The following is a 24,944-nucleotide window of genomic DNA, read 5'->3' as shown; positions in this document are numbered from 1 at the left end:
ATGTACGGATTCGAATACCAGCGCCCGACGAGCCGCGCCGATGCCGTCGCCGCCGCCGGCGAAGACACCCGTTATCTCGCCGGCGGGCAGAGCCTCGTGCAGGCGATGCGGCTGCGCCTCGCGTCGTCGACGCGCCTCGTCGACCTCGGCGCGGTCGAGGAGCTGCGCGCAATCCGCGCCGACGAACGCGGCGTGACGATCGGCGCGATGGCACGCCATGCCGAGGTGGCACGCTCGGCCGACGTGCAGCGGGTGCTCCCGGCGCTCGCCGAGCTCGCCGGGCAGATCGGGGACCCGATGGTGCGCAACATGGGCACCATCGGCGGCTCGGTCGCCAACGCCGACTCGGCGGCGTGCTACCCGAGCGCGGTGCTCGCGCTTGACGCGACCATCCACACCGATCGCCGCGACATCGGCGCCGAGCAGTTCTTCCTCGGCCTCTTCGAGACCGCGCTCGAGCCCGGCGAGCTGATCACCTCGATCAGCTTCCCGGCGGTGCGCACCGCGGCGTACGTGAAGTTCAAGCAGCCGGCGTCGCGCTTCGCGCTGATCGGCGTGTTCGTCGCGCGGACCGCGAGCGGCGTGCGCGTCGCGGTCACCGGCGCCAAGTCGGCGGTGTTCCGCGCGACCCCGATCGAGCAGGCGCTGGCACAGAGCTTCACGCCCGAGGCGGCCAGGGCGGTGCGGATGCCGGCCGACGACATCAACGGCGACCTGCACGGCTCGGCCGAGTACCGCGCCGCGCTGATCAGCGTGATCGCGGCACGCGCGGTCGAGGCCGCGCTCGCGCGCTAGGGTCCGGCATCCGACCGCCGCGCCGGCACCCACCGGCGCGACCACGAATTCGCGCGTCCATGACCCCGCCGAGCCCGCCGCCCGCACCCGAGTCCGTCGACGCGGTTCTCGCCTTGCTCGCGGCCGAGAACTACGTCGCCGACCGGCGCCTCGCGACCGCCGTCTTCCTGAGCCTGCGCCTTCGGCGGCCGCTCTTCCTTGAGGGCGAGCCGGGCGTCGGCAAGACCGAGCTCGCCAAGGCGCTGGCGCGCGGCCTTGCGACCCGACTGCTGCGCGTGCAGTGCTACGAGGGGCTCGACATCGCGCAGACCGCGTACGAGTGGAACGTCGCGCGTCAGATGATCGAGATCCGGCTCGCCGAGGCGGCGCACGCGGTGAGCGATGCGGCATCCAAGGAGCGCCTCGCCGAGAGGCTCTACGCGCGCCGCATGCTGATCGAGCGGCCGCTGCTGCAGGCGCTGACGCAGGACCGCTCGCCGGTACTGCTGCTCGACGAGCTCGACCGCGCCGACGAGCCGTTCGACGCGTTCCTGCTCGAGGTGCTGGCGGAGAACCAGCTCACGATTCCCGAGCTCGGCACCGTGCGCGCCGATCCTGCGGCCGCGCCGCTCGCGATCATCACGAGCAACCGCACGCGCGAGATCCACGACGCGCTCAAGCGCCGGTGCCTCTACCACTGGGTCGACTTCCCGAGCGTCGAGCGCGAGCTCGAGATCGTGCGCATCCGCGCGCCGGGCGCGTCGGAGCGGCTGTACCGGCAGGTCGTCGAGTTCGTGCAGCGCGCGCGCGGGCTCGACCTTTTCAAGCCGCCGGGCATCGCCGAGACGATCGACTGGCTCAACGCGCTGGTCGCGCTCAACACGCTCGCGCTCGACCCGGCGTCGCTCCACGACACGCTCGGCGTGCTGCTCAAGCACCGCGACGACATCGAGCGCCTGCAGGGCGGCGACGCCGCGCGCCTGCTCGCCGAACTGCGCGCGCTCGGCATCGCGGGCGGCGAGGCCGGCGCGCCGGCGTGAGCACGATCCCGCACGGCGTCTTCGGCGCCAACGTCGTCCACTTCGCGCGCGTGCTGCGCCGCGCCGCCCTGCCGGTCGGGCCCGACCGCGTGATCGCCGCGCTCGACGCGCTCGAGCAGGTCGGCGTCGAACGGCGCGGCGACGTGCACGCCGCGCTCGCCGCCGTCATGCTCGACAGCCACGAGCAGCAGCCGATCTTCGACGCGCTTTTCGACGCGTTCTGGCGCGACCCCAAGCTGCTCGAGCGCGTGCTCGCCGAGCTGCTCCCGGAGGTCACCGCTCGCGCCGGATCGCGCGATCGAACGCCACGCTCCAACCGCCTCGCCGAGGCGCTGAGCGGGCCGCGTCCAGCGACCGCGGAGCGCCCGCGGGAGGAGACGTCGAGCCTCGACGCCAGCATCACGTTCTCGGACCGCGAACGCCTGCAGCGCGCCGACTTCGAGACGATGACCGCCACCGAGTTCGCGGCCGCGCGGCGCCTCGTCGAGGAGGTGCCGATGCCGGTCGCCGAGGTGCAGCGGCGGCGCCACGAGGCCGCCCCGCGCGGTCGCATCGACCTGCGCGCGACGCTGCAGCGCATGGCGCGCGACCCGTCGACGCTGGAACCCGCGACCACGCGGCCGCGCCGCGAGACGCCGGCCTTGGTGCTGCTGATCGACATCTCGGGTTCGATGGAGCGCTACGCACGCGTGCTGCTGCACTGGGCCCACGGCCTCACGCGGCGCCACCACCAGGTCCACACGCTCACGTTCGGAACGCGTCTGACCAACGTGACGCGTGCGCTGCGCGGCCGCGACCCCGACCTTGCGCTGCAGCGCGCCGACGCGCAGGTGCCGGACTGGAAAGGCGGCACCCGCATCGCCTCGTGCCTCGACGACTTCAACCGGCATTGGGCGCGGCGCCTCCTCGGCTCGAGCGCCGCGCTGATCCTGGTCACCGACGGCCTCGACCGCGACGAGCACGGCGACCTCGCGAGCGCAGCGGCGCAGCTGCGCCGCTTCGCGGCCGAGATCGTCTGGCTCAACCCGCTGCTGCGCTACGACGGCTTCGAGCCGCGCGCCGCCGGTGTGCGCGCCCTGCTACCGCACGTCGACCGGTTCCTGCCCGTCCACAACCTCGCGAGCCTCGAAGACCTGGGGCGCGCGCTGCGCGGGCCGAACCTTCCGGGGCGCCGCGGAGCGAGCCGCGGCCGAATGTCACCACGGCCGCGCGCGGCCTGAGCCGTACCCCCGAGGCGGCGCACGCCCGTGAGCGGTCCGACCCATCCGGGCCTGCCGAACGTCGGCACTTCATCGCGTGCGCGGGAAGAAAAAAGCCCGTCACAAAGGACGGGCTCTGCACGCGGGCGGGCAGCGGCTCGCCGCCGCGCCTCACATGTTCGATCATCACCTGCTTTCCGCGCCGATCACCGGGCGTAGGCACGGGTTTGTGTCGCCAAGGCGCGGTCTCATGGCCCCAATCATGGCCCCGGAGCGCCGTACTGCTAGGGATGGGCAATCAGTCACACCACCCCACAATTGGTAGGAAAGGCCCTAGGCGCAGCGCTAGCGATCTGTATATACAATGCCTCGCATGAAGGGTTTGGTCGTGTCCGCGGCGATCATCGCCAAGCTCAGAGAGAAGCACCAAGTCTCCGTCAGGGAGGTCGAGCAGTGCTTCGAGAACAAGTGCGGAACGTTTCTCATCGACGATCGCGAGGATTGTCAGACCGACCCACCCACCTTGTGGTTCATAGCGCCCACGAACAGAGACCGTCTCCTCCAGGTCGTCTTCGTGTATCGCGAACGCAACATGTACCTCAAGTCTGCATTCGAACCCACCCCGGAAAAGATCGACCGGTACAACCGGCTGGGTAGGTAAAACAGAGGAGCGCCGAAATGAAGAAGGATAGGACATTGATCCAAGGAACCGCCGAAGCTTGGGAGAATGGCCCGCTTGGGGGCGACGACGCTCACGCGAAGCGCGTGTCGGCCGAGCTGGAGCAGGAGATTGAGGATGCAATGGGCTTGCAAGCGATTTCGATTCGCTTGCCGCGGAGCACGATTCAAACGTACAAGGCACTGGCCAAGATGCACGGTGTCGGCTACCAGCCCCTGATGCGGGACGCCATTTGCCGATGGGCTGAAGGCGAACTGAAGCAGATGCTTATCGGCGCTGTCGAGACGCAGCGCCAGACTGAGGCGGAAGAGAACCCAAATCCGCCGGAGATGAAGCGGGCGGCCTAGCCCTTACCTGTCATCAGCCGCCTTCGGGCGGCTTTTTCACGCCTGTATGGGGCGATACGCTAGCGCTTTGGCTGCGCGCTGTACACCCACCTCTCGTAGCCCCGCATGTCGATCAGCACGTGTCCGTCGGGCGCGCGCACCCACTCTCGGCCTTCAAGCCAGACGCCGCGGCTGATCTTCGTGCGCATGGCGCTCGGCGTGTAGCCGGTCAGCGTCGACGCGAGCTCGATGGTGACGTACCGTGCTGCCGGGACGGTCACCATAGGGGGCGTATGCTGCACTTGGCTCATCTCGTACGAAGCATGAACTACCTCCGCGAGATCATTCTCAGCGATGACGAGCTACGGCAGATCACCGGTTACACGCAGCCGGCCAAGGTTCTGACGGAGCTGCACCGGCAGGGCTTCTGGCGCGCGCGACGGGGGCCCGCTGGCGTCATCCTCGAGCGGGCGCACTACCAGGCTGTCTGCAGCGGGACGTTTGGAAAGATGCCGGAGGCACCGCGGCCAAAAGTGAAGCCCGCTCAGCCGCGGTGGGCCAAACCAGCCTGAGCCGGAGCCGTGGGGTGGAGTTGGACTCCACCCCACGCGGGCTGCACGACCAGCCCATGCCGCCACAGGCCGCTCGCGATAGGCTCGGGCCATGGCTCATGTCGACAGGCTTCTAGCTGACGCGCAGCGCGCAGTCGAGGAATCGCGCGACCTTGTGGCGAAGCTCCAGGCGGACCTTCGGGGCGACAAGGGGCAACTCGTACGAGCCCGCGTGGTCATGGCGGAGGCGGAGGCGGCACTCCGCCGGCTGGACCGGTTACCAGCGAGAACGCCCCGTGCGTGATGCTGGGCTCTGCGCGGGACACGGCAGAGTTGGACTCCACTACGCCGGCAGCACGATCAGCTCGCGCGCGCTGAACGCCTCAGCGGCTGCCACTGGATCGGCGAGCGGCCAGGTTTCGAACAGCTCGAACGCCTGCTGCACGGCCGCCATGTGGCCGATCTCCGGGTCGGCCGCCGGGATCCGCTCGGCGCATCGCTCGATCCAACGGATGTGCGCGAAGGTCAAGGCGTGGATGTCCATGGCGGCTACCTCGGCGGGTGACGAGCCATTCTTCCTGGCCCGCGGCGGCTCAGCCATCCCTTTGATGTGTGAACGATTCCACGCTCAGGCTTCGGGCGCGCCTTGTTCCGCCCCTAGCATGCAGCACGCAGCGAACGACAGGAATGCACACCCTCATGGACATCAGAACGCGACTCTCATGGCTGGCCAGCGCCTTCGCGCTCGCGGCTTGCGGCGGCGGAGGTCCAAACGCGGGGACGAGTCCTTTCAACACCGGCGTGGCACAGAGCCCTTCTCCAGCACCGTCTCCGGCCCCCACGCCAGCACCCGCGCCAGCCCCGGCGCCTGCGCCAACGAGCACCCCAGAGGGCTTCTGGAGCGGGACGACGTCCACCGGCTACACGTTCGACGTACTCGTCTTGGACACGGGCGAGACCTGGGGCATCTATGGGCAGAACGGGCTTGCTCACGGTGCGATCCACGGCAACGTCTCTGCCAGCAGATCGGTGTTCAGCGGCGCCGGTACGGACTACTACCTCTACGGGGGCGCCATTCTGCCCATCAACGTATCCGGCACCTACACGCCTGCAGGGTCAATGTCGGGCGACATCGGTGGGGTCAACCCAGGTACCTTCAAAGCGGACTTCGACAGCAACTACTTGCGCCCCGCGTCCGTTAGCGACGTTGCCGGCTCGTGGATCTTCAGAGCAGCGTCCGCTGGCGGCATTACCAACACGCCCGTGACGATCTCGAGCACCGGGCAAGTAAGCAGCAACCAAGCCGGCTGCACGCAGACGGGCACGGTGAGGCCGCATCGAAGTGGCAAGAACGTCTTCGATGTCTCGCTCTCCTACTCCGGCCCGAACTGTCTCTTCGATCAGCGCACGCTCGCAGGCGTGGGCGTTCTGTCGGTGGGGGCGAGGCGTACTTTGACCGTTGCCGTCCTTCTACCGGACGGCACAGATGGATTCCTCGCGACGGCATCAAAGTAGCCCCGCGTGAAAGAGGTCGAACGCTGGGTGGCTGCCCACCGCCGGCAAGCCGGGCAAGCGCCACCGCTCGCGCTGGAAGATGAGCCGCGAGGACGCCATGAAGGTCGACCCGACCGCCACGCCGGTTGAGGGCACGCGAGAGGTGATCCTGCTGCCGGAGCACTCGGGCGAGCACGTGCTGAACAGTCGGCCCGAGAGAACTGAGCCTTATCTGCAGCCATGATCAAGAAGAACACGGTGCTCGTACTTGGCGCTGGCGCGAGTCACCCTTACGGGCTGCCGCTCGGGAGTGGCCTTGCCGACAACATCAAAGCCCTGTCCGGCGACGCGGCGGATGCGTTGCCCATCCGCGGGCCGCATGCAACGGGTTTGGGAGTGGATTTCATCCGATCCTTCCGACGTTCGAACGACCGCTCGATCGACGCCTTCCTTGCGCGCCGTCTTGACTTTGAGCAGATCGGCACGCTTGCCATTGCTGCATGCCTACTGCCTGCCGAACGACTCGACAAACTCGTCGATGGGGAGCCGGCTGAGGACCACTGGTATAGGTACCTCCTGGACGCCATGGACGGTCCTTGGGAAGACCTTGCGGCCAACCGCATCTCGTTCGTCACGTTCAACTACGACAGGTCGCTCGAGTGCTTCCTCACGGTAGCCCTTGCGAACCGCTTCGGGCGATCGGAGAAAGAGGCCGCGCAGCTAGTGAAGTCATTCAACATCGTTCACGTCTACGGCTCCTTGGGGTCGCTCGACCCTGACGCGGAAGATTTTGTTCCGTATGGCGGGCATCCTCAAAACATGCTGAACAGCATCAGCATGGCGGGTCGCGGCCTGCGGGTGATCGCGCAGGGTCGCGACGACTCCAAGGAGTTCACCGAGGCTCGCGCGTTGCTCGCTGACGCCGAGGTGCTTTGCTTTCTTGGCTTCGGGTTCGACGAGATGAACTTGCGGCGGCTGGGTGGTCCAGCGGCCATTCAAGCGGGCGGCAGCGTGGATTCAAATCGACCGATGACGACTCGGCGTTTCGCCGCTTCAGCATACGGGCTAACGCCAGCGGAAGTCAGTCAAGCCACGCAACGAATAGCTCACGTCAGCTTCGCAAAGTACGTGCGTGAGGACTTTCACGACGCCAAGTGCCTCGCGACTCTCCGACGAACGCTGATCATCTAGTGGGTAAGGCACCCGTGGAGAAGACCGTAACTGCGATTGCTTGGAGCGTGTACGTCTGTCTCGTCTCCCTTCTAGCTGCCGCGCCGCATTGGATCTCAGTCCGCGGATGGCTGTCCACAGATCCTGCGCCAGCTTGGATTCAAGCTGTTGGATCGGTCGCAGCCATTGTTGCAACTGCGGCTGTGGTGCAATGGCAGCATGTTCGTGAGCAGCGGCGTCAGATTGCCGCCGAGCTCGCCGCTCGCGTCGAGCATTGCAATGTCACGCTGCTGAAGCTCTGGCGACAGCTGAACTGGTTGGTCAACTACCAAGCGCAGTTCTTGAACCCTCAGCGAGCTCATGCAACACGACACGTCTCCTTGCTTAGCTCTCCCCCGTACGACTATGCGCGGTGGATGGTCGACGGGCCGAACCTGGCATTCTTGATGAGCACGGGGGCTGCCGGAGTCGTGGCCGAGATCATCCTCGCGGACGAGAAGTTCGAGGCTGCAGTGCAGGCCGTTAACGCCCGATCAGCCATTCACTTGGGCGAGTTTCAACCCGCTCTTGAACGTTTGGGGTGGGCTGAGGGGTGGCCGCTCGAACAGGTGGAGCGCTGTATTGGCCCTCGGTTGACCCTTCAACTCAAGGCGGCAACCGACCAGGTCTATCTGCACGTCGACGCGGCCATAGGAAGGCTGCAGGACGTCGGCAAAGTGGTTCCAGCGGCACTGCGACAAGCGTTCCCGGGTGAGAGGTTTATCGCCTTCAATGCTCCAGATGCAGACCGGCAAGGCCCCTCCACGTGATCACCACGGAGCCCTTCGTCAGCTCCGCAGTCACCAGGTCGCCGCTGATGTGCCAGGTCGGAAAGCGGCGCCGGCCCCAGGCGACTTAGTCGCGGACCAAGCGCTTCGCAGGCGCCCAGCACTCTCAGAGGAAACGCGCCTCGGCGTTCTGAAGGGATCGAACAACCTGCGCCGAAATCTGGCCTTGCGTCGCCTTGCTCGTCGGCTCGTTCAGCACGAAGTTGTTGGTCACGTGAATCGGACGGTGCTCAGTCTTGGAGCCGCCGTTCGGGGTGACGGTGCCGCCCTTGTCGCCCATCATCAGGTACTGCTTGCCGGCGACGTTAAGCAGTTCGGGGCCGCGCTCGTTGACTTCGTACATGCGACCCCGAGCAACCAACCCGCCGCCGGCGCGACCTCCAGCGAGCGCCGCCGAGTAGGACTCGCCACCTTCCGCGCCGAATGCACTGCCGGCCAGGCTGACAAGCGAACCGAGCCAGCCGCTGCTGCCGCCGGACCCTGATGTGCTGCTGAACGCCGCGCTGATCAGCGACGGCAGGAGGCTCAGGGCCCCACCGCCTTTTCCAGCTGCCGCGGCAAGCTGGGCGATGGACCCGGCTGCGCTGAAGGCAGTCTTGCCGAACGCATCCGCGCTCTTGGCGGCCTCACTCTGCGAGGCGTCCGTCTCCTTGAAGAGGTCGGCGATGGACAGCTCTCCCGTGTAGCCTGCCTCCGGAAATAGCGTGTCGCCGGCTCTCGCACCGAGCGAGCTCGCGGCGCCGTCCGCGGCCAGCTGCAGGCGCGTGAACGCGTCTATGGTCGGGACGATGCCGACCGACTGCAGGCTCGCCAGGCTGCTCGAGACGCCGGAGGTGTCGAGCCCGCCCGTGGCGCCGGCCTTGCCAGCCTTCCCGCCGATGGCGCTCTTTAGCCAGCCCGCGAGCGGCGCCGTGATGGTCTCGCGAATGGTCATGCGCGTGACGTCAGCCGCGATCGAATCGGCCAAGCTCTTGAAGTCGAGCTTGCCGGTCTGCACGAACTTGACGAGGGCGTCTTCCATGCCGCCCAGTGCGTTCGTGACGATGCCCTCGGCCGCCTTGTAGCGGTTCGCGACGTCATCGATGTAGTTCTGCAGGGCCTCCTGCATCCCGAGCCCGAAGTCGCGTTCCTTTTCCTCGATGCGCCGGTACCGGTCGGTGTAGCTCGCGATCGACTTTTCTTGAAACTCGTTCAGGAGGTCGAGCTCGCGCTGGTAGTCCGCCTCCCGACCCTTGAAGAGGCCGTTGCGGTTGTCGCGCTGCAGGTCCTGGCGGCGCTGCTCGTAGGTCTCGACGATCTGGGCGATGGAGCTATCGAAGTCGCGGGCCTTCGCCCCCTTGCCCATGCCGCTGATCTGGGCCTCGGCCGCACGCTGCGTGGCGTCGAAGTAGGCCTGCGCCGAGATCCGGGCATCGTCGTAGGCACGCGCGATCAGGTCGATGCTCTTGCGCTGCTGGATGCCCAGCACCTCCTGTTCGGTGGCAGCGTCGTCACGCACCTTGGCGAGCTTGGCCTCGGCATCGGCAATCCGGCGCGCGTTGTCGGTCTCGTTCTTGACGCGGTCCTTGCCGACGAAGGTCTCGCGTTGCAGGCGCGCGATCTCCTGCTGGAGGGCACCCTCCTGAGCGCGCGTGGTGAGGTCCAAGAACCCGCGCTTGGATTCGTAGTATTCGCTCTCGCTGATCAAGCCGGCCGAGCGCTTGGCCTCGAGGATCCGTTCGCCGTTCGCGAACACGTTCTGGATGGTCTCGGAGCGCTTGCGGTACTCGTCGATCTCGAGCGCAAGCTGCGCTCTGGCGTCCTGCGCAGCGGTGTCCGCAATCGTTGGGACGCGCGCCTTGCGGCCGCCGCCCCCGCTGGCGGCGTTGTAGTTCAGCCGGCGGCCCGGCGCTGGCCCAGTCGCCACCTGCTCGCGATCCCAGCGGGCGAGGTCGCCCATGCTTGCGATCTTGGCGCCGCTCTCCTGCACGCGCTTGTCGATGCGCGCGCGCACGCTGTCTTCGAGCTTGGACGTGCTGCCGTTCAGGAAGCCGTCGAGGTTCTGGTTGTAGGTCTTCAGCGCCTCGTTGCGCTTCTTCAGATCGTCGAGGAACTGCGGCAGGCCCGTCATTCCGGCTGGGGTCAATAGCGCCGGAACCTGCGCGGCGAGCTGCACATCCCGGAAGACGGCCGCGATGGACTGGCCCACGATTCCAACAGCACGCACAGTCAGCGCGGCCTTGTCAATGATCTGCGCCAGCGCCAGCACCGCGTCGTTGGCGAAGGCGGCGATCGACCGATTGCGCGCCAGGTCTGAGGCCGACCGGTCGAGGCCGACGAGCTCCGCGATCGAATCCTTGACGCCGCCGGTCAGGTCGTTGATCGCAGGCATGAACTGGATCGCGATCGCTTGCGCGTGCAGCTTGATTTCACCTCGCAGCTTGGCCTGCCGGTCTGCGTATGCATCCGCGAGCTCAAGCTGTCGCTGCATGAGGATGAACTGCCGGCCACCCTCCTGACCCAGTTCCTTGAAGAACGGCAAGAGATCCGCGCCGGCCTTGCCGAGGATCGTCATTGCGACGGCTGCCTTGTTGGGGCCGTCCTCGAAGCCGTTGAGCGCCTTCGCGATGGTCTCCAGGCGGTCCGCGGCGCCCATCTTCTGCAGATCGCCGAGGTTCAGGCCCAGCGCCTTGATCGCGGCCCCGGCGCCCTTGGACTCATCGTCGACGCCGGACAGGTTCTTGGCCAGGCGGTTGGCAGCACCGACGATCGATTCCATTGCCGTGCCGGACGTCTCGGCCGCGACCGCGAGCGATGCGATGTTCTGCGCAGAGTCGCCGGTCTTCTCGGCCATGTCGACGAAGTCGCCGGCCTTGCGCACCAGGTTGTCGAAGGCGGCAGCGGCTGCGATCAGCCCGATCCCTGCGGCCGCGCCGATGCCGAGGATCGCGGAGCGGACGCGTTCTCCCATGGCCACGCTCTTGGCGTGCGCCTCTGTCATGCGAAGGGCGGTGTCGGCCGCCTTCAGCTGTGCCTCAGAGGCGCCGCGCAGCGACAGCTTGTAGAGCTCCGTCTCGCGCGTGCTCTTGCCTTGCACCGCGGCAGCGGTCTGCAGTCGCGCGATGTAACGGTCGATGGAGGCAGCGGCCTTGGTGTTCTCCGTCCGCTGGGACTCGCCCAGACCGCGAATCGACTTCTGTGCATCGGCGATGCCGGCCTTGAGCTTAGTCGCGTCAGCGCTGAGCTCGATTACGCCGCGGCCGACGGTCTCGCTCACCGGGCAACCTCACGCGCAGAGGCGCCGCCGCCGTGCACCAGCTGGTGCATGTAGGTCTCGAAAGCCGAGACTGCCGCGCCCGGGTAGTTCTCGAGCAGCTCCTCGACATGCTCGCTGTCGAACGGGTCGTCGAGCTCCCAGCCGGTGACCATTTCAAGGAAGCTCTCGACGTCGCTCTTGCCAGAACGCGAACTCACGAACGCGTCCAGGTCGGTCTTGCGCCGATGTCGGAAGGTCATTTCGACGTCGGTCGCCTTGCCGCCAGCGACGGGCACGGGAACTTTCGCCTTGAAGGTGGCGGAGGGAACGGGAAGCAGCTTGGGCATGTGCGGATCCTTGGGTCAGTGAATGTCGATGATGTCGTTCGCGAGCAGCATGTCGCGCATCGCCATCTGCGTGTTTCGCTCCGAGCGCGCGAACTGCTCGGCGAGGATCTGCCGGGCGACGTTCATCAGCGCCACGACCTTGGCCTCGGTGAGTCCGAGATCCGGCTCGGTCAGCATGAGGTGCCGGATGCGCGCTTCGCCCCTGGCGAGCTCCTCGGCCTGCTCCTTCGCGAGCAGCTGCTGCGGCTCCTGCAGGAACGCCTCGAGCGGCGATGTCATCACCAGGCCGTGTTCGTCGGACCTTCGAACCGGACATGGCCGTTCCGGTCGATGGCCTGGAACCATGTGGTGCTCGCCGCACGGCAGTACTCGGCGGGAAGGTTGACATGCGGAGACCCACCCGGGCCCGGCTCGAACGTTAGAGCTTCCGGCAGTTCGCGCAGCAGCGCGCCACCACGGGACGAGAAGAGCAGCACCTTGCCGCCGATCATGTCCGCCTTGGACACGCCGTTCATCATCATCGTCTTGCCTTTCAGTGGGTTGGGTCGTCGGCAACAGCCGACCATGTGATCGCGCCCTCGCCGAGGAGATCGCCATCGCGGCCGCGCAGCTCGTACCAGCCGCCTGTACATCCGAGCTGTTCCACGAGCACGCTGTGCGCGATGCCGTCATCGCCGAGCTCGAACGGTGGGAGGTGCGTCTCGCCCTTTAGCGTGCCGCCACGCTTGTCGAACACGAGCAGGCGAGCGCCGGCGGCGCGTGCGTTGAGGTCGGCCAGGTCGAGGGGCATGTCTAACCTCAGGCAGCAGTCCCGGCAGCGTCTCTGCCATCGCGGCCCCGCTTCACAGCCAGAACCCAGCTCCCTCCACCCGCGCCGGGCTGGTCCTGGTTGTTCGGCACCATCGACGCCCAGACGCTGCCTTGATGCGTAACGAACATGCCCTTCGAATAGGACTTGCCGGCCACCCAAAGGCCCTCGTAGGAGAGCCCCGGAGGCTGGTTGTCGAGACGTTCGAGCACTTGCTCCAGCATCTCGGCGCTCTTGCCGGCGTGCACCGCGATGGACCGCTCGACGAACCCCTTGACCGAAGTGAAGAGCTCGTCCATCGCGGCTTGGAACTGGTTGCTGCTCATTTACTCGCCTTCTGCAATGGGTGTCGAAATGACTTCTTGGATGTGGCCGTCCTCAGACCGTCGCACTTCGTGGCGATACGATGCAGGCCGGCGCTTGGCCACTCCGTCCAGGCGACGATCGAGCGTCTGCTCCAGCTCCCGAAGCGCCGCAACGATCTCTCGGGCCGCCTCCGCTGCCTCCGGCGTCGTGTCTTCGGACGTAGCAGCCTTGCCGGCGGCCGCTCCGCCACCCAGCTTCACCGCTCGCCACTTCAACTTGCCGATCTCTGCGCGGAGATCGGCTTTGACCGCTTGGATGTCGTCGGCCATCGCCCGTCACGCCTTTGACGTGCGAAAGTGGCTGGGGATGCTCACAGAGCCCTGCAAGAGCGGCACTGGGGACGCCTTCGTGGCGAGCGGCTGCTCGAGGCTTTGACCGGCCGTGAGGAACGTCTCGCCGCGCGTGGCGCTCTTGACGGACGTCCCGCTGTAGGCCAGGAGCGCGTTGGCCAGGTTCCCTGCTTGCACGCGGTCGAGCCGAACGCCGAGCGTCTTCTGCTCCGACCCTGTATCGGCCATGAGCTCCAACTCGAGAAAGCGGCTCAGTCGCACGGCGACATGGTTCATCACGTGTTCCCCTTTGCGCCTATTGCAACGCGCAGCACGGTCCCGGGCAACGACCGCGGTGACGATGAACAGCACGGAACGTCACTTCAGACCGGGCGCACCTCCCAAAGCACGCCGACGTTGGCGCGCTCGCCGCGCACGAGTCGGAGACCACCGATGCGTGCGCCCTGAGTCCTGGCCAGCAGCTTGGCCAGGCGCGGCGCCGTGGCCGCTTCGGCGCTACCAAGCGCGGCTGCAACGTCAGGATGGCGCCGGGCGATCTGCAGCGCCTCCGACGACGTGAAGGCGCCGCCGGCGCTCGCCTCGAGCGCAGGCAGCAGTACCGACAGGGCTGCCCGATCGCGTGGTCGGACGACCGGTTCGACATTGGCCGCCTCGAGTTCACGAACCCGAGCAGCCAGGCGCTGGATCTCTCGAGCGAGCTCGAGCACCACGGCGTCGTCGGCCATTCCCAGGCTTTCCTTCAGCCCTTGCGGGTAGGCGGCTTGACCAGGTGCAGCGGCGGCGCCGATGGCGCGAACCTGCCGCGCTCCGCCCGCTTGGCCGCGGCCGCCTGTCCGGCCTTCTTGCCCGCCGCCGCCGGCCCGCGCGCGTGCACGTACGGCAGCAGCGCTGTCGCAGCCTTAATGCGGCGCTCCAGGCGCACCTCAGGGTCGTTCATGACCTGCGCGAGGTACTCCATCGGCGACAGCTGAGACACTGGCTCGGGGTTCGCGGGCGGATCAACGCGCCGGGCAACCGCGGCGGCAATCTCCGGCTGCTTCAGGAGTCGTGACGCAGCCGATGCGGCCCACTTCTCACCATACCCCGCGGTAATGGCTGCTTGCTTGCCACGTCGGCACCGGACGAAGGCATCGACGAAGCGGCGTTGGCGGTCGGTCAAACCTGTTGGCATGGTGGTCATGGGGTGGTTTTCATTCCGCACGTGCGCGAACCGGCGGTCAGGAGGCATCTGCCCCTCGAACATCGGAGCTGCCCCCCCAGTGCTCCGCGTCTGCGCGATCCCTGCGCTGAGCGTGCGAGTTGTGGTGATGCGCACACAGCGACTGCCAGTTGCTTCGATCCCAGAAGCGCGCCTGGTCGCCGCGGTGCGCCACTCGGTGGTCGACGACTGTTGCCGCCGTAGTTCGCTTTGGCACTTCGGCTAGGCACATTTCGCATAGCGGGTGATCACGAAGGAACTCGAGTCGCTCGCGCTGCCACGCACCACCGTAGCCACGCTCTGCCGTGCTCATCTTGTCCGTGCGCCACGAGCCGGCCTGCATGGTCTGGATGCGCGACGGGTCTAACCTGGAGAGACCTGGGCTTAGGGGCAGCGCCTTCAGCGGCTTGCGCTTCGGCTTCACTGCGAGACCACCAGCCTTGCCTCGGGACACCTGCAGGTGATCGCTTGGCCATCGCACCGCGGGCAGCGCTCGACGCAGCATGTCGGGACGCGCAACTGGCCGAGCTCGACACCGCAGTCGCCACAACGCGGCTGCAGCGCCACGCTGTCCGGGTGGTCGGAGCCATACCGACGGCGGGGGTACAGCTTGCCGTCGATCTCGACGTGCGTCTGGGTCTGAGCTTCTGCGATGCGCTCGGCCCAGCCAGGCACGTAGTCGTCGACGGTCAGGTTGCCTTGTTCGTCCATGGATGCTGTCCTCTCAGTGGTGTCGTTGCGGCCTCGCGTGCGCGCGCGCACAACGGTCGGCGTTTTTGTGAGCAACGGGTGAAATGGACCGTACGGGCCGGTCCCATAGGGACGTGCGCCGACATCTGCATGGCGCCCCCGCTCATGGCCGCGCAACCTTCAAGCGGGCGCCGCTTCGAGCCGCCCGCTGTTTTTGCCCCTGTGGAAGTAGGGGAACAACAGCACCAGCAGATGGCATTTCTAGAGGGGTTCCGTGTGGCGGTACAGAGCAGTGCCCGTTTTGAGCTCTCATTGCACCGTGGGGCGGTACAGGAGACGGCCCCTCTGTACCGTGAGGCGGTGCAATAGAGTAGGTTCTTGTACCGTGTAGCGGTACAGACAGAACGCCGGTCGCCTTCGGTTTGACGTCGCGATAGGCACCGCGCTTGAAGTCGACCTCGACATTCGGGTCGAAGCCGGGGATCTTGTCCAAGCTGTACCAAGTCAGCGCGTACCACGACGCCTTGTTCGGTCGCCGACCCTTCACGGTTTCGAAGATCAGCTTGTTCTCGAGCAGCTCGCGCTTGGCCTTCACCAGCATGTCGCTGCTGTTCCAGCCTCTCGTCGCCATGTAGTCGCGCGTCAGGATCATTCGGCCGTTGTCGTCGTGGTGAAACTGGCGTGCGACCTCGAGCAGCAGCGCGCGCGCGTTCGCGGACAGGTTGCGATAGGCGTCGCTGTCCAACACGCTCCAGGGGAGGGCCACGAAGCCTCCGGGGTCGCGTCCAGCGCCCTTGCTCTTGCGCGCCGCCTTGTCCTGGCCCATTCAGCGTTTCTGCTCCAGCGCGTGCGCCAGTCGGAGAAGACCCTGACGTTCCGACTGTTCGGCGATGCGAGCAATCTCGAGCGCGTGCTCGGGTAGGTAGCTCTCGACGTGTTGGCGCACCAAAGCGCGCATGGTTGCTGCAGGCATGGCCTCCGCCTCGACGGCGTGCTGGACGTGCTGTGATCGCTTGTCGGTCGCCTTGCGCGGATTGGTCGGCAGGTTCAGCGTCCGGATCTGTTCTTCGGTGATGCCGATGCGCTCGAAAGTCATCTCGATGGAAGGATCCAAGTGCGCCCGCAGCTCGCGCTCGAGGGACTTGTCGATCAGGACTCCGGCCGGGTCGTGGTCACCGACGTAGAGGATGACGACGTCTCGACCCTCCGCCACGCTGTTGATCATCTCGGCGGCCTCGTACGCCAGCGTGATGCTCGAGAAGCCACCGCACGGGTAGAGGCTCACCGCGAGCTCTCTGCAGTCGTCTTGAAGCACGCCTGCGATCGAACGCGACTCGACCCAGACCTCGACGTAGTAGTCGGCGTCAGCCCACAAATCAGCCCGGTAGATGCTGTTGACCCGTCGAAGGAAGTCAGCCTTTCCTGCGAAGGTGTCGACGTGATAGCCGCGCCGGGTGCTATCCGCCAGCCACCCGTAGGGCAGGCGCCCCGATCGGCGCAGTTCAACGCAGCGGTGCTGAACGTGGCGGTAGCCGCGGTCGGACTTCTCGACGGGTTCGGCAAGCCGCGGATCCGTCATTCGATAGAAGACGTGCCGCACGCTCTGCGGGTGATCTTCGGCGAGCACCGCCAAGATCTGATCGTCGAGCGTGTTGACCTGGTCGGCGGTGCGTCGCTCACGCTTTATGTGACGGGCACCATAAGCACTCGCGACCGTCATACCGCGGCGCGCTTGGCCAGCTCATGGACGAACGCGCGACACGCTGGCGAGCGCCACCCGTACTTAGCCGCGATCTCGACGAAGGCGAGCCAGGCGATGTCGGGCGTCGCCCACTCATGCCCGAGCCGGTCGATCATCTGCTGCGCAGCGACAGATCCGGCCGCCTCTTGAGCAACCGCGCTCGTCACATGCCCCGCGAGCACTTCGGTGCCCGCCGTCACGCCTGCTGCTCCGTTGACGCTGCGCGGCCGATGGCGAGCACCGTCTCGATTGGCCAAACTGTGGTTCGGGGCCCAAGCTTGATCCCCTTCGGCGCCTTACCCTTGGCAACCCAGTCCCACCACGTGCTGGCGTTGATGGGAAGGAGGCCAGCTTCGTCTCTGCGCGAAGTAATCTGGCGCACCCGGAGCAAGGCGCCCGCGGGATACTGCTTGACCATGTGACTCCCCCTTTCAAGATGAACGGGGAGAGTCTCGGACTACATAGTCATCACAACAACGGTAGAGACAAGCGAGCCTACAGCGAAATACGGCCACGGCGGAAAGCCGTCGATGCCCACCTAGAGCCTACCCCGGCAGTCGTTGCGCGCGATAGGCCCGAATACTGTCGGCGAATCCTGCGCACATCCTCTCCAAGGTTCGCGCATCGTATTGATGTTGAATGCCCTCGATGCCCATGAGCTCAATGATCGCTTCTGTCTTGGGTCTACCAGTAAGGCCTCTGTTCGCAAACCATATACGGAATACCAATAAGCGCTCTCTCGCGGTGCCATCGACACGGCTTAGCGGGAAGTAAACACTCGGGGTCACCGATTCGAGCCCCCGCTGAAGCGTGCGCAGACCGTGTATCCGAGTACCCGGCAGGCCTACTGCCTCTAGCGTTCTCGCTATGGCCAGGTATTCCCCAAGTGCTGACTGCAGCTGCTTCGCCGCCGGCCCAATCGCTCTCGCTGCTTCCAGCAGCAAAGCCGGCGAGTCCGCAGCAGCGTAAAAATACTCGCGAAAGGCGTTGACGACCTCGTACTTCCAACGGCCCAACGGCCTATGTTTATAGGGCTGCTCGTAGTATCTCAACACATCAAGGCGGAAGGCTTGCGCGGGATCTTCAGCACTTGCGGCGACCGCATAGCGCTGCTCGACGTACCTACTGGCGAATTCCTCGATCGACTCCTCGGGTCGCTGCTTGCCTCCCTTTCGGCCCCGAAGCCTTTCAAGAGCCCTCTTGAACTCTCGTTGTTCCTGCAGCCAAGCGTCGGCTGGCAGTTCGCGCAGCTTGGCTAATGCGACGTCCAATTGCCTCTGCGCCTCAATGACATAGGCCGTTCCGAGTTCCTTGGTGATGTTGATCGGAGGCGGGCTTGGCAGACCCGAATAAGCCCGAGGTATCTCAGCCGCGAGTGCTAACCATGCGGAAAACTGTTCCGCCGTTGGAATCGTCATGCGCCCCTCGCGCACCCTGTAAGGACACCACGCCCGAGCCGCCAGGGAAGCGGCTGTTCGGGGATCAGCCTAGGGCGTGGTAAATCGATGCTACTGCGCGGGCTTCCTGCCATACAGGCGCACGTGCAGCTCTTCCACGTTCGCATCCTCGTCATCGAGCGCGTCCATCCCGACTTGGACGAGCTCCCCGAGCCGCAAGACCAAGCCTCGAAGCCAGTAGTCTGCGAGCTCGAACTCGTGCCCTTTGAGCTGGTCCGTGATGCTCTCGCTCTCCCAAAGCGACTCGAGGGTCAGCATTCGCCGATCTTCTGGGAGGACGACGTCGTGCAGCACGCCGCGCTGCTTCAGCCGGTCGGTGCAGTACGCCCGAAGCTGTTCGAGCAGCGCATTGCTCGGCAGGAAGCCGTTCAAGTGCGAGATCAGTTCGGTCTCGAGGTCGACAACGGAGGCCGCGCGCGGCACCGGCTTAATCTGGCGCCGCCCGTCGTCGTCGAGGTAGACGAGAAAGGCGCGCGTGCCGGGCGGCAAGCCTTGTTCGAGCATTCGAGCCCACTCGATGTATTCGCGGGGCTCGAGCGATCGCGGGGCCTCAGGGTGCGCCGACGAAGCAATCGCGTGCGCGGGGGATGGGGTGCCAGCAGCTGCTGGCGCAGAATTCGACTCAACCATGGATCACCTCTTCGGTAGGTGGTTTGTGGCCAGGCCGCCGCACGGGATTGCCGTCCCTGCGGTGGCCGACTTGTTTCAGGATCAGGCGGCGAGCGCGAACGCGCCAGAAGGCTTCGAACGGCCTTCCACGTGGATAGGCGTCGCCGCGCCGCCGATCGCGTCCCGGCGGCTCTCCTGGCGCGGCGGCGGGGCATCGCCGATCCGAACGCCGGGATGGCGCCGGACGTAGCCCGTCGCGCGCTCGAGCGGCAACCGGATCAGGAACGCGCCGGCGGCGCTCAGCACGTCGACGTTGCCGTCGGGCGGGGATGGGATGGAGTGGGTCATCGAACACCTCTTCGGTAGGTGGGTTGCAATGGCCGCTCAGGGAGTTGCCGCTCCCGAACGACCGCGATGCCTGAGATGGTCAGGCGGCCATAGAAACCTTCACTGCGAACAATGACGTGGCGGGGCCGGAGGAATCCACCCCCGGCCCCTCACGCGCCGCCCGTGCCGTGCCTTGCCCTACCGTCGCGATGGCACTGTTCGTCACCAGTCGGCTGTAAGGCAACTGCCGTGAGGCAGTTGTCGAAAGACTGTTCGGGGCGGGCTCGCCCCAGCGGTCTCGCGACACCTCGTTCATCGCAGGCGCGGCGAGCTCCTGGAGCGACCAACGAGGCAGGTTCTTGGAATCCATGGTCACGCAGCCTTAAGCGGCACAACGTCCGCGCCGGCGGCGAGCTTGTCGACGCGGTCAGCCAGGAACTGCAGCGCGCGCCGGCGCTCCGCGGCGTGTTCGTGGTGCGAGTAGGCGGCGACGGTCGCATCAGCCTCGGCGTGCGCGAGCAGCAGCTCGACAACGTCTCTGCCGAAGCCGTGCTCGCGCAGCAGTGTCGCGGCCGTGCCACGCGTGCCGTGCGGGCTGAAATCGGGGACGCCGATGTCCATCCGCTTGAAGAAGTGGTTGAGCGTGACGTCGCCCATTGGCACCGTGTCGCGGTAGATGCTCGGAAAGACGTACACGGCATGACCGGTGAGCGGCTGCAGCTCGCGCAGGATCTCAACGGCCTGGCGCGACAGGAACACGCGGTGCGGCTTGCGGTTCTTCATCCTCGCGGCCGGGATGTTCCAGACCGCGGCCTCTAGGTCGAACTCCGGCCACTGCGCGCGCAGCAGCTCGTTCTTGCGGACCATCGTGAGTACGAGCAGCCGCGTGGCCGCAATCGTTGTCGCATGGGCGCCCTGCTTCCCGAGCAGCCGCCAGAACGACGCCAGCTCCCGCTCTGTCAGATAGCGGTGGTTCTGAACGGGCGGCCGCTTGATCAGCCCGCGCAGGGGCGTCGCCGGGTTGGTGCCGACGATCAGGGCTTTGATGGCGTGGTTGAAGACCTGCTGGATGATGGTGCGCACCCGCTCGGCGGTCACCGCCGTGGCGCGCAAGCTCTCGATGATCGGCAGGACGTCGGCCGGCTCGATGCTCGACAGCGCGCGATCGCCGATGGCCGGGTTCACGTACTGGTCGAGCCAGCGCACCGTCTGTGCGCGGTAGCCGGCTGAGCGATAGAACAGCGTCTCCTCAACCCAACGGTTCGAGAACTCGCGGAACGTCACCGCGCGGGCTGCTGCGACCTTCTTCTCGACCTTCTCGGCCCGCTTTGCTTTCGCCGGGCTCTTGCCCTCCGCGAGGCCGGTGCGGAGCTCCTCGTGCCGGTCCCGCGCGGCCTTGATGCCGATCTGCGGGTACGGGCCGATCGTGACCTTCTCGCGCTTGCCGTCGTGGTGGTACTTGAATCGCCAGACCTTCGAGCCGGTGGGCAGCACGTCGACGTAGAGGCCGCCGCCGTCCGTCAATGGGTACGCCTTGTCGCGCGGCTTCGCGTTGTCGATCGTCGCCGGTTTCAGGCTGTAGTTGACGCTGCGCACCGTGGCCCCGTTGCGGGGCCATCGCTTGGCCCCATGGCCGGGAATATGGCCCCATTCACAGGGGCTGTCAACCAACGAACGGGGACAACTGGCGAGAAAAAGCCCCGGGCTCTTACGGGCGTCGGGGCGATGTGAGAGACGTCACGCGTCCATCGGGGAGTCGATCACATGTTGTCGATCATCACATGGAAATCGCACCTAAGTCCGCGTCGCATAACGCTCCGGCCCTGCTGGCACCCTCCATCTCCCGTCAAAGGACCCTCCATCGGAAATCCTCCAACTTTCATAGGTGGGACCAGATGCACGTTTGTCACTTGGCCGAACACTGAGCAGGATCGCCGCCAATGTAGCAGGACGTCCCGCCACGTCCAACGTTGCTCAAGGGATCATCTCGCCTTTGACCTCTGGGCGTCGGGCGATGACCAAACCGCAGACTTGTCTCCTACGGACCCTACGCTCGCTCGTCGGGATCAGCCAATCGCGACAGGTACTCCGCTGCGACTTCCGCACAGTGCTCCAGCGTCGGTCGATACCCGGTCGCGGCGATCGCCTCGAAAGTTGCCACGAATCCTGCCCCGGGTTGCCCGATCTGCTCCAGGAACCTGTCCCGGTGCCGCACGAGGAAAGGCGCGGCTGCCGCCAGCGCATCCGGCTCCCGCTCGACCACCATGGCGAGGTCGAAAAGATCACGCGCCGTCGCACGGTCCCCACGGTGGTACATCTTCTTGGCGATCACCTCCCCGGCCGTCTCGACGCGCACCGGCCGCCCCTGGATCTCCCACCGCTCCCACGCCGCGTCGGTGAGGTTCGGTGCGGCGACGAAGTCGATCTCGCCTTCCTCGAACTGCAGCTTGACGAACGAGCCCGGCATCTCCGTGTACTCCTCGGTCAGGGATGCCGCGGTGTCGCTGAGTCGGGGAGTCACGTAGCCGAGGTACTGCGGGTCCGGCACGAAGATGTCGATGTCCTTGCTGAGGCGGTGTCCGTACCTGAACATCAGGACGGTTCCGCCTCCGAAGGTCCAGAACGGATCCGCAAGTCCCCCATGGCGCTGGATGTCGTCGACCAGCCGCAGCGCTCGCTGGAACAGCACTTCCCAGGGGCCGGACGGCAGCGACCTCATTGCACCCTCATCACGCCCAAAGGCCCTGCCGGTGCACGGCCAGTGACCTGGCGAGCTTCGCGACGTTGCGCCACACAGCCTTGGGGGCCACGCCCTCGTTCGCGGCGGCTTCCTCCACGGCCATTACCACCAGGGGCACCGGCGCCTCGTCGAGCAGGTGCGTCAGGTGGGCCGCGTAGCCCTTCGGTACGCTGCCGCTGACCAGCGCATGGCCGAGCGTGTCAGGCGGCACCTCCTGGACGTAGCTCACGCTGGCGTTCTTCGCCGCCATCCACAGGCCCCGCTTCCGAGCGCGCGCTGCCTGGCTGGGCGGATCGAGGTCCAGCCCCAGCACGGCCAGCACGTGCGCGACCCGGTTGAATCCCAGATCGCTCAGAGCGCCCGCTTCCAGGCCGACCAGTGTCTGCCGCGAAAGCCCGCTCAGTTGCGCAAGCCGGGACTGCGTCAGTCCCAGCGCCTCGCGCCGCTCGCGGATGATGGTGCCCAGGTTGGAGAGGTCCACAGCTTGGTCCGACGAATTGTCGAATATTTTGGACATTCTAGCGCCTCCGGATCGCACCCGCCAGGACCTCGCCAGCGGCGCCGCAGGCCGCTCGCTGCCCACAGCCGTGACAAACATGCTCGCTGTCGGGCCACTGCGGGCGATCGAGTCCATCGATCAGTCGACGGTGCCTCGCTGCAACGGCTTCGATTTGCTCCCGCGACATCAAGCGGACCGCTCGTGAGGTCGGCGGCGCTGAGTGCCGACCAGGAAAGATCACGAACGCCTCGTCAGACACCTGGACACGCAGTTCATCCTCCACGGCCACCCGCTGCGCCGAGAGCTGGATGACATCCGACGCCCTCACCGCCGCAGTCGACCGCGTCTTCAGTTCAACCAGCACGACCAGACCGCTCGGCAGCCGATAGGCCCTGTCCACCCTGGCCACGATGGGCCAGCGGCTCTTCGACCTGAACTGCGACTCCACGCAGATCAGTTCGGCGTCCCGCAGCCCGGCCGGTCGGTCCCGCCGCTCCGCGACGCTTGCGCGGTGCCGCCGGACCAGGTGCCACGTGACCGCCAAGGCAACAGCCAAGAGCAGCACCCACGGCCACATCAGCTCGAACCTCATGGTCGCCGCCTCGCCGACCATCGCCGCCAGCCATGCGCCACGAAACCCAGGATGCCTCTGGTCATCCGCAGCAACGGCGGGCAGCGCTGGAGCACTCTGCAAAGGCGCGGACCGGCGGCATAGTACGCAGCCACCAGGCGTCGCCCCCAGGGCCGTGGCCTCAGGACCGTGTCCCTGAAGTCGCGCAGCGCATCGGTCTGCCATGCGTCTCCGAAGACCATCGTTGCGATGAAGCATCTCTCGCCCGGTCGTCGAGCCGACCCGTCGCCTGGCGCTGTGGCGCGCCGACCCTGCAGCTCGAAGCGCACATGGGCAGCGACGCCCCTCCGGCGCGCCTCTTCCTGTGAAGTGCTTCGACGCGGGCCGTGCAGGGATTCCAGAACCACGAGGCGTTCGCACCGTCCCATCTGCGCCAGCTCGGAGGCCCCTACCGACCTACCCTGGCGACACCTCGCCCGGCTCCTCATCGCCCATCCAGGCCATCGATTGCGGGCTCGAAGAGTCCGTTCGTGACCTCCGCCCCGTCGCCGTCGAAGCCGATCGAGCCGGACACATCGCTGGATGCCTGCCCTGGGAGCTTCAGGAAGCCCTGCTGGACCAGCAAGCCCTCGTAGGCCAGCGTGCGCAGTCTGCCGACGCGCTTTACACCCTTGTGGAACCGTGCAAGCTCGTCATAGAGGCGAGGCAGTTCCGCCCTCTCCAGCTGGAACACGAGCCGGATGCGCGGCGGCTCCGAGGTCTTGGTGGGGCCGGTCATGCGGCATCTCCTGCAGCGCGCTCGGCCGCGGTCGACCTGTCGCGCTCGGCCGCCAGCACGGTTCGCGCATAGGTCATCCCAGCCAACTGGAACCCTCTCACGTTGGCGAACACAGGCTCCTTGATCTCGAGGATCCGGTGGCGCGGAAACGCCGACTTCACCGCCTTCCGGAACAGAAATGCGCCCCCACCCACGAGGATGATGTTCTGCAGGCTGTGCGGCGACTCGATCCACTCCTTCATGCTCGACACGGCCTGCTCCGTCACGCTCTCGGCCAGCGGCAGCAGCCGCCTGAGGTCGTAGGGCTTCTGGAAGATCACCGGGGCCTTCCCGGTCCGCAGCGCCATGTCGATGGCGTCCAGATCCCGGAAGGGCGTGCCGATGTCCTTGGTGATCTCGGCGGCGAGCAGCTTCAGCACATCGGCGACCCCCCGATTCACGGAGTGGCTCTGCTTCTGGACCAGTCGCATGCCCTGGGCGACGAGCCAGTCGAAGGTTCTCGCACCCGGATCGATGATCAGGCTGCGCTCCTTGGCGATCTCGGCCAGCTTGCCGTGGGCGTGCGCGTAGAAGGCCAGCGCGCCCTGCGGCTGTGCAACGGCCAGCGTACGCACCACACTGACCTTCTTGCCTCCGCCGAGGTCGTGCTCGCCCGTCATGACCCGCTCCAGGGCCGCCTTCTTCACCGCGAACAGCGCCACCGGGAGCCCGACGACCAGCAGGTCGATCTGGCTCTGCCGCATCGAGCGCAGCGCACCGCGCAGCAGCGCCATGTACTCCGGCGACTCGATGTAGTCATCGTGCAACTGCGTCGCCCGGAAGGTATCGGCCGCGAGCCTGACCTCGGGACCGACTTCATAGAAGAGCGACCCGACCGGGATGAACATCGTCTTGGCCCCATCGCCGCCGGGCCACAGCGGTTGTCCGTTGCTGGACGGGTAGGCCAGCGACGGGAAGCTTGCGCAGCGGATCTCGCTGTCTGCCGTGCCGGTGACGAACTTGGTGTTGCCGGAACCGACATCCACCGCCCTCACGATCAGGTTCATGGTGTTCTCCGAGTGAACGAAAGAGTGCTTCAGGATCGACAGGCCGACCCTGTTCCTCCACGCGGATACCCGTCTCTGCAGGCGCGATTTCGACATCGGATCCGTCCCGGTGTCACTGCGCTGGCACTGCAGAAGCACTGCACTGAACCCTGCGTGACACCGAACGGGCGAGTCGGCCGCGT

General features: G+C 66.4%; 37 protein-coding genes. 10 read left to right on the top strand and 27 right to left on the bottom strand.

Annotated elements, in window-relative coordinates; translation table 11 throughout:
• The 5 genes from HQN59_RS17790 to HQN59_RS17770 all read left to right on the top strand — a co-directional run bounded on the left by HQN59_RS17790 (nucleotide 1) and on the right by HQN59_RS17770 (nucleotide 4,039).
• On the top strand, nucleotides 1–795 hold the full coding sequence (locus tag HQN59_RS17790) for an FAD binding domain-containing protein (protein WP_176070455.1): 795 nt from the start codon (nucleotides 1–3) through the stop codon (nucleotides 793–795).
• Nucleotides 796–854: 59 nt separating this feature from the next.
• Entirely contained in the window at nucleotides 855–1,814 is a 960-nt protein-coding gene (locus HQN59_RS17785) for an AAA family ATPase (protein WP_176070454.1), read from the top strand.
• A complete protein-coding gene (locus tag HQN59_RS17780; RefSeq protein WP_176070453.1) occupies nucleotides 1,811–3,034 on the top strand; it encodes a VWA domain-containing protein in 1,224 nt (407 codons plus the stop codon). The genes HQN59_RS17785 and HQN59_RS17780 overlap by 4 nt, the downstream gene beginning before the upstream one ends.
• A gap of 352 nt (nucleotides 3,035–3,386) precedes the next feature.
• The gene (locus HQN59_RS17775; protein ID WP_176070452.1) at nucleotides 3,387–3,674 is read left to right on the top strand and encodes a BrnT family toxin; all 288 of its coding nucleotides are present in this window, start codon (nucleotides 3,387–3,389) and stop codon (nucleotides 3,672–3,674) included.
• Between the two features lie 17 nt (nucleotides 3,675–3,691).
• Nucleotides 3,692–4,039, top strand: coding sequence for a hypothetical protein (locus HQN59_RS17770; protein WP_176070451.1), 348 nt, complete (start codon nucleotides 3,692–3,694; stop codon nucleotides 4,037–4,039).
• A 59-nt stretch (nucleotides 4,040–4,098) separates the two neighbouring features.
• Here the strand turns inward: HQN59_RS17770 and HQN59_RS17765 are convergent, their stop codons facing one another.
• Nucleotides 4,099–4,302, bottom strand: coding sequence for an excisionase (locus HQN59_RS17765; protein ID WP_176070450.1), 204 nt, complete (start codon nucleotides 4,300–4,302; stop codon nucleotides 4,099–4,101).
• 39 nt (nucleotides 4,303–4,341) lie between these two features.
• Here HQN59_RS17765 and HQN59_RS17760 point away from each other — a divergent pair, with 39 nt between their 5' ends.
• On the top strand, nucleotides 4,342–4,590 hold the full coding sequence (locus HQN59_RS17760) for a hypothetical protein (protein WP_176070449.1): 249 nt from the start codon (nucleotides 4,342–4,344) through the stop codon (nucleotides 4,588–4,590).
• A 322-nt stretch (nucleotides 4,591–4,912) separates the two neighbouring features.
• Here HQN59_RS17760 and HQN59_RS17755 read toward each other — a convergent pair whose 3' ends face one another.
• Complete coding sequence (locus HQN59_RS17755; protein ID WP_176070448.1) at nucleotides 4,913–5,113, bottom strand: hypothetical protein; 201 nt, start codon at nucleotides 5,111–5,113, stop codon at nucleotides 4,913–4,915.
• Between the two features lie 398 nt (nucleotides 5,114–5,511).
• On the opposite strand from HQN59_RS17755, the gene HQN59_RS17750 reads away from it, so the two are divergent.
• From HQN59_RS17750 to HQN59_RS17735, 4 genes are all read left to right on the top strand, one after another.
• A complete protein-coding gene (locus HQN59_RS17750; RefSeq protein ID WP_176070447.1) occupies nucleotides 5,512–6,084 on the top strand; it encodes a hypothetical protein in 573 nt (190 codons plus the stop codon).
• 79 nt (nucleotides 6,085–6,163) lie between these two features.
• Nucleotides 6,164–6,307: a hypothetical protein gene (locus HQN59_RS17745; protein ID WP_176070446.1), complete on the top strand. Its 144-nt coding sequence runs from the start codon at nucleotides 6,164–6,166 to the stop codon at nucleotides 6,305–6,307.
• Nucleotides 6,304–7,254 (top strand): hypothetical protein, encoded by a 951-nt coding sequence (locus tag HQN59_RS17740; RefSeq protein ID WP_176070445.1) that lies wholly within the window; start codon nucleotides 6,304–6,306, stop codon nucleotides 7,252–7,254. The genes HQN59_RS17745 and HQN59_RS17740 overlap by 4 nt, the downstream gene beginning before the upstream one ends.
• Nucleotides 7,255–7,268: 14 nt before the next feature.
• Nucleotides 7,269–8,042 (top strand): hypothetical protein, encoded by a 774-nt coding sequence (locus HQN59_RS17735; RefSeq protein WP_176070444.1) that lies wholly within the window; start codon nucleotides 7,269–7,271, stop codon nucleotides 8,040–8,042.
• Nucleotides 8,043–8,166: 124 nt separating this feature from the next.
• Here the strand turns inward: HQN59_RS17735 and HQN59_RS26850 are convergent, their stop codons facing one another.
• The 25 genes from HQN59_RS26850 to HQN59_RS17615 all read right to left on the bottom strand — a co-directional run bounded on the left by HQN59_RS26850 (nucleotide 8,167) and on the right by HQN59_RS17615 (nucleotide 24,762).
• Nucleotides 8,167–11,316 carry a phage tail tape measure C-terminal domain-containing protein gene (locus HQN59_RS26850; RefSeq protein WP_176070443.1) on the bottom strand — a complete coding sequence of 1,050 codons (3,150 nt, stop codon included), beginning with the start codon at nucleotides 11,314–11,316 and terminating at the stop codon, nucleotides 8,167–8,169.
• Entirely contained in the window at nucleotides 11,313–11,642 is a 330-nt protein-coding gene (locus HQN59_RS17725) for a phage tail assembly chaperone (RefSeq protein ID WP_176070442.1), read from the bottom strand. The genes HQN59_RS26850 and HQN59_RS17725 overlap by 4 nt, the downstream gene beginning before the upstream one ends.
• A 15-nt stretch (nucleotides 11,643–11,657) precedes the next feature.
• Nucleotides 11,658–11,921, bottom strand: a complete 264-nt coding sequence (locus HQN59_RS17720; protein WP_176070441.1) for a hypothetical protein — start codon at nucleotides 11,919–11,921, stop codon at nucleotides 11,658–11,660.
• Nucleotides 11,921–12,163, bottom strand: a complete 243-nt coding sequence (locus HQN59_RS17715) for a hypothetical protein (RefSeq protein ID WP_176070440.1) — start codon at nucleotides 12,161–12,163, stop codon at nucleotides 11,921–11,923. The genes HQN59_RS17720 and HQN59_RS17715 overlap by 1 nt, the downstream gene beginning before the upstream one ends.
• An 11-nt stretch (nucleotides 12,164–12,174) precedes the next feature.
• Entirely contained in the window at nucleotides 12,175–12,432 is a 258-nt protein-coding gene (locus tag HQN59_RS17710; RefSeq protein ID WP_176070439.1) for a hypothetical protein, read from the bottom strand.
• A gap of 8 nt (nucleotides 12,433–12,440) precedes the next feature.
• On the bottom strand, nucleotides 12,441–12,776 hold the full coding sequence (locus tag HQN59_RS17705; protein WP_176070438.1) for a hypothetical protein: 336 nt from the start codon (nucleotides 12,774–12,776) through the stop codon (nucleotides 12,441–12,443).
• The gene (locus tag HQN59_RS17700; protein WP_176070437.1) at nucleotides 12,777–13,085 is read right to left on the bottom strand and encodes a hypothetical protein; all 309 of its coding nucleotides are present in this window, start codon (nucleotides 13,083–13,085) and stop codon (nucleotides 12,777–12,779) included.
• 6 nt (nucleotides 13,086–13,091) lie between these two features.
• Nucleotides 13,092–13,457 carry a hypothetical protein gene (locus HQN59_RS17695; protein ID WP_176070436.1) on the bottom strand — a complete coding sequence of 122 codons (366 nt, stop codon included), beginning with the start codon at nucleotides 13,455–13,457 and terminating at the stop codon, nucleotides 13,092–13,094.
• Between the two features lie 11 nt (nucleotides 13,458–13,468).
• On the bottom strand, nucleotides 13,469–13,831 hold the full coding sequence (locus HQN59_RS17690; RefSeq protein ID WP_176070435.1) for a hypothetical protein: 363 nt from the start codon (nucleotides 13,829–13,831) through the stop codon (nucleotides 13,469–13,471).
• 14 nt (nucleotides 13,832–13,845) lie between these two features.
• Nucleotides 13,846–14,286 carry a terminase small subunit gene (locus HQN59_RS17685; RefSeq protein ID WP_176070434.1) on the bottom strand — a complete coding sequence of 147 codons (441 nt, stop codon included), beginning with the start codon at nucleotides 14,284–14,286 and terminating at the stop codon, nucleotides 13,846–13,848.
• Between the two features lie 438 nt (nucleotides 14,287–14,724).
• Nucleotides 14,725–15,015: a hypothetical protein gene (locus HQN59_RS17680; RefSeq protein WP_176070433.1), complete on the bottom strand. Its 291-nt coding sequence runs from the start codon at nucleotides 15,013–15,015 to the stop codon at nucleotides 14,725–14,727.
• A 142-nt stretch (nucleotides 15,016–15,157) separates the two neighbouring features.
• Nucleotides 15,158–15,820 (bottom strand): hypothetical protein, encoded by a 663-nt coding sequence (locus tag HQN59_RS17675; RefSeq protein WP_176070432.1) that lies wholly within the window; start codon nucleotides 15,818–15,820, stop codon nucleotides 15,158–15,160.
• Nucleotides 15,821–16,714, bottom strand: coding sequence for a hypothetical protein (locus HQN59_RS17670; protein ID WP_176070431.1), 894 nt, complete (start codon nucleotides 16,712–16,714; stop codon nucleotides 15,821–15,823).
• Nucleotides 16,711–16,935, bottom strand: a complete 225-nt coding sequence (locus HQN59_RS17665) for a hypothetical protein (RefSeq protein WP_176070430.1) — start codon at nucleotides 16,933–16,935, stop codon at nucleotides 16,711–16,713. The genes HQN59_RS17670 and HQN59_RS17665 overlap by 4 nt, the downstream gene beginning before the upstream one ends.
• A 345-nt stretch (nucleotides 16,936–17,280) precedes the next feature.
• Nucleotides 17,281–18,153 carry a hypothetical protein gene (locus tag HQN59_RS17660; RefSeq protein WP_176070429.1) on the bottom strand — a complete coding sequence of 291 codons (873 nt, stop codon included), beginning with the start codon at nucleotides 18,151–18,153 and terminating at the stop codon, nucleotides 17,281–17,283.
• A gap of 90 nt (nucleotides 18,154–18,243) precedes the next feature.
• Complete coding sequence (locus tag HQN59_RS17655; RefSeq protein WP_176070428.1) at nucleotides 18,244–18,696, bottom strand: hypothetical protein; 453 nt, start codon at nucleotides 18,694–18,696, stop codon at nucleotides 18,244–18,246.
• 207 nt (nucleotides 18,697–18,903) lie between these two features.
• Nucleotides 18,904–19,149 carry a hypothetical protein gene (locus tag HQN59_RS17650; RefSeq protein WP_176070427.1) on the bottom strand — a complete coding sequence of 82 codons (246 nt, stop codon included), beginning with the start codon at nucleotides 19,147–19,149 and terminating at the stop codon, nucleotides 18,904–18,906.
• A 79-nt stretch (nucleotides 19,150–19,228) separates the two neighbouring features.
• Nucleotides 19,229–19,498 carry a hypothetical protein gene (locus HQN59_RS17645; RefSeq protein ID WP_176070426.1) on the bottom strand — a complete coding sequence of 90 codons (270 nt, stop codon included), beginning with the start codon at nucleotides 19,496–19,498 and terminating at the stop codon, nucleotides 19,229–19,231.
• 2 nt (nucleotides 19,499–19,500) lie between these two features.
• On the bottom strand, nucleotides 19,501–20,724 hold the full coding sequence (locus HQN59_RS17640) for an integrase arm-type DNA-binding domain-containing protein (RefSeq protein WP_176070425.1): 1,224 nt from the start codon (nucleotides 20,722–20,724) through the stop codon (nucleotides 19,501–19,503).
• A gap of 451 nt (nucleotides 20,725–21,175) precedes the next feature.
• Complete coding sequence (locus tag HQN59_RS17635) at nucleotides 21,176–21,847, bottom strand: nucleotidyl transferase AbiEii/AbiGii toxin family protein (RefSeq protein WP_176070424.1); 672 nt, start codon at nucleotides 21,845–21,847, stop codon at nucleotides 21,176–21,178.
• A gap of 10 nt (nucleotides 21,848–21,857) precedes the next feature.
• Nucleotides 21,858–22,385 (bottom strand): helix-turn-helix domain-containing protein, encoded by a 528-nt coding sequence (locus tag HQN59_RS17630; RefSeq protein WP_217704195.1) that lies wholly within the window; start codon nucleotides 22,383–22,385, stop codon nucleotides 21,858–21,860.
• A gap of 1 nt (nucleotide 22,386) precedes the next feature.
• Nucleotides 22,387–22,959, bottom strand: coding sequence for a PD-(D/E)XK nuclease family protein (locus HQN59_RS17625; RefSeq protein WP_176070423.1), 573 nt, complete (start codon nucleotides 22,957–22,959; stop codon nucleotides 22,387–22,389).
• Nucleotides 22,956–23,366, bottom strand: coding sequence for a CFI-box-CTERM domain-containing protein (locus HQN59_RS26845; protein WP_342451238.1), 411 nt, complete (start codon nucleotides 23,364–23,366; stop codon nucleotides 22,956–22,958). Before HQN59_RS26845 ends, HQN59_RS17625 begins: the two co-directional genes overlap by 4 nt.
• Nucleotides 23,367–23,422: 56 nt before the next feature.
• Nucleotides 23,423–23,716 (bottom strand): hypothetical protein, encoded by a 294-nt coding sequence (locus tag HQN59_RS17620; protein WP_176070422.1) that lies wholly within the window; start codon nucleotides 23,714–23,716, stop codon nucleotides 23,423–23,425.
• Complete coding sequence (locus HQN59_RS17615) at nucleotides 23,713–24,762, bottom strand: PRTRC system protein D (RefSeq protein WP_176070421.1); 1,050 nt, start codon at nucleotides 24,760–24,762, stop codon at nucleotides 23,713–23,715. Before HQN59_RS17615 ends, HQN59_RS17620 begins: the two co-directional genes overlap by 4 nt.
• Nucleotides 24,763–24,944 lie beyond the last annotated feature (182 nt).

Source organism: Rhizobacter koreensis (assembly GCF_013366375.1).
Lineage (GTDB): Bacteria > Pseudomonadota > Gammaproteobacteria > Burkholderiales > Burkholderiaceae_C > Schlegelella_A > Schlegelella_A koreensis.
Note: the sequence above shows the minus strand (reverse complement) of the source record. Positions and strands in the feature narration are given on the sequence as shown.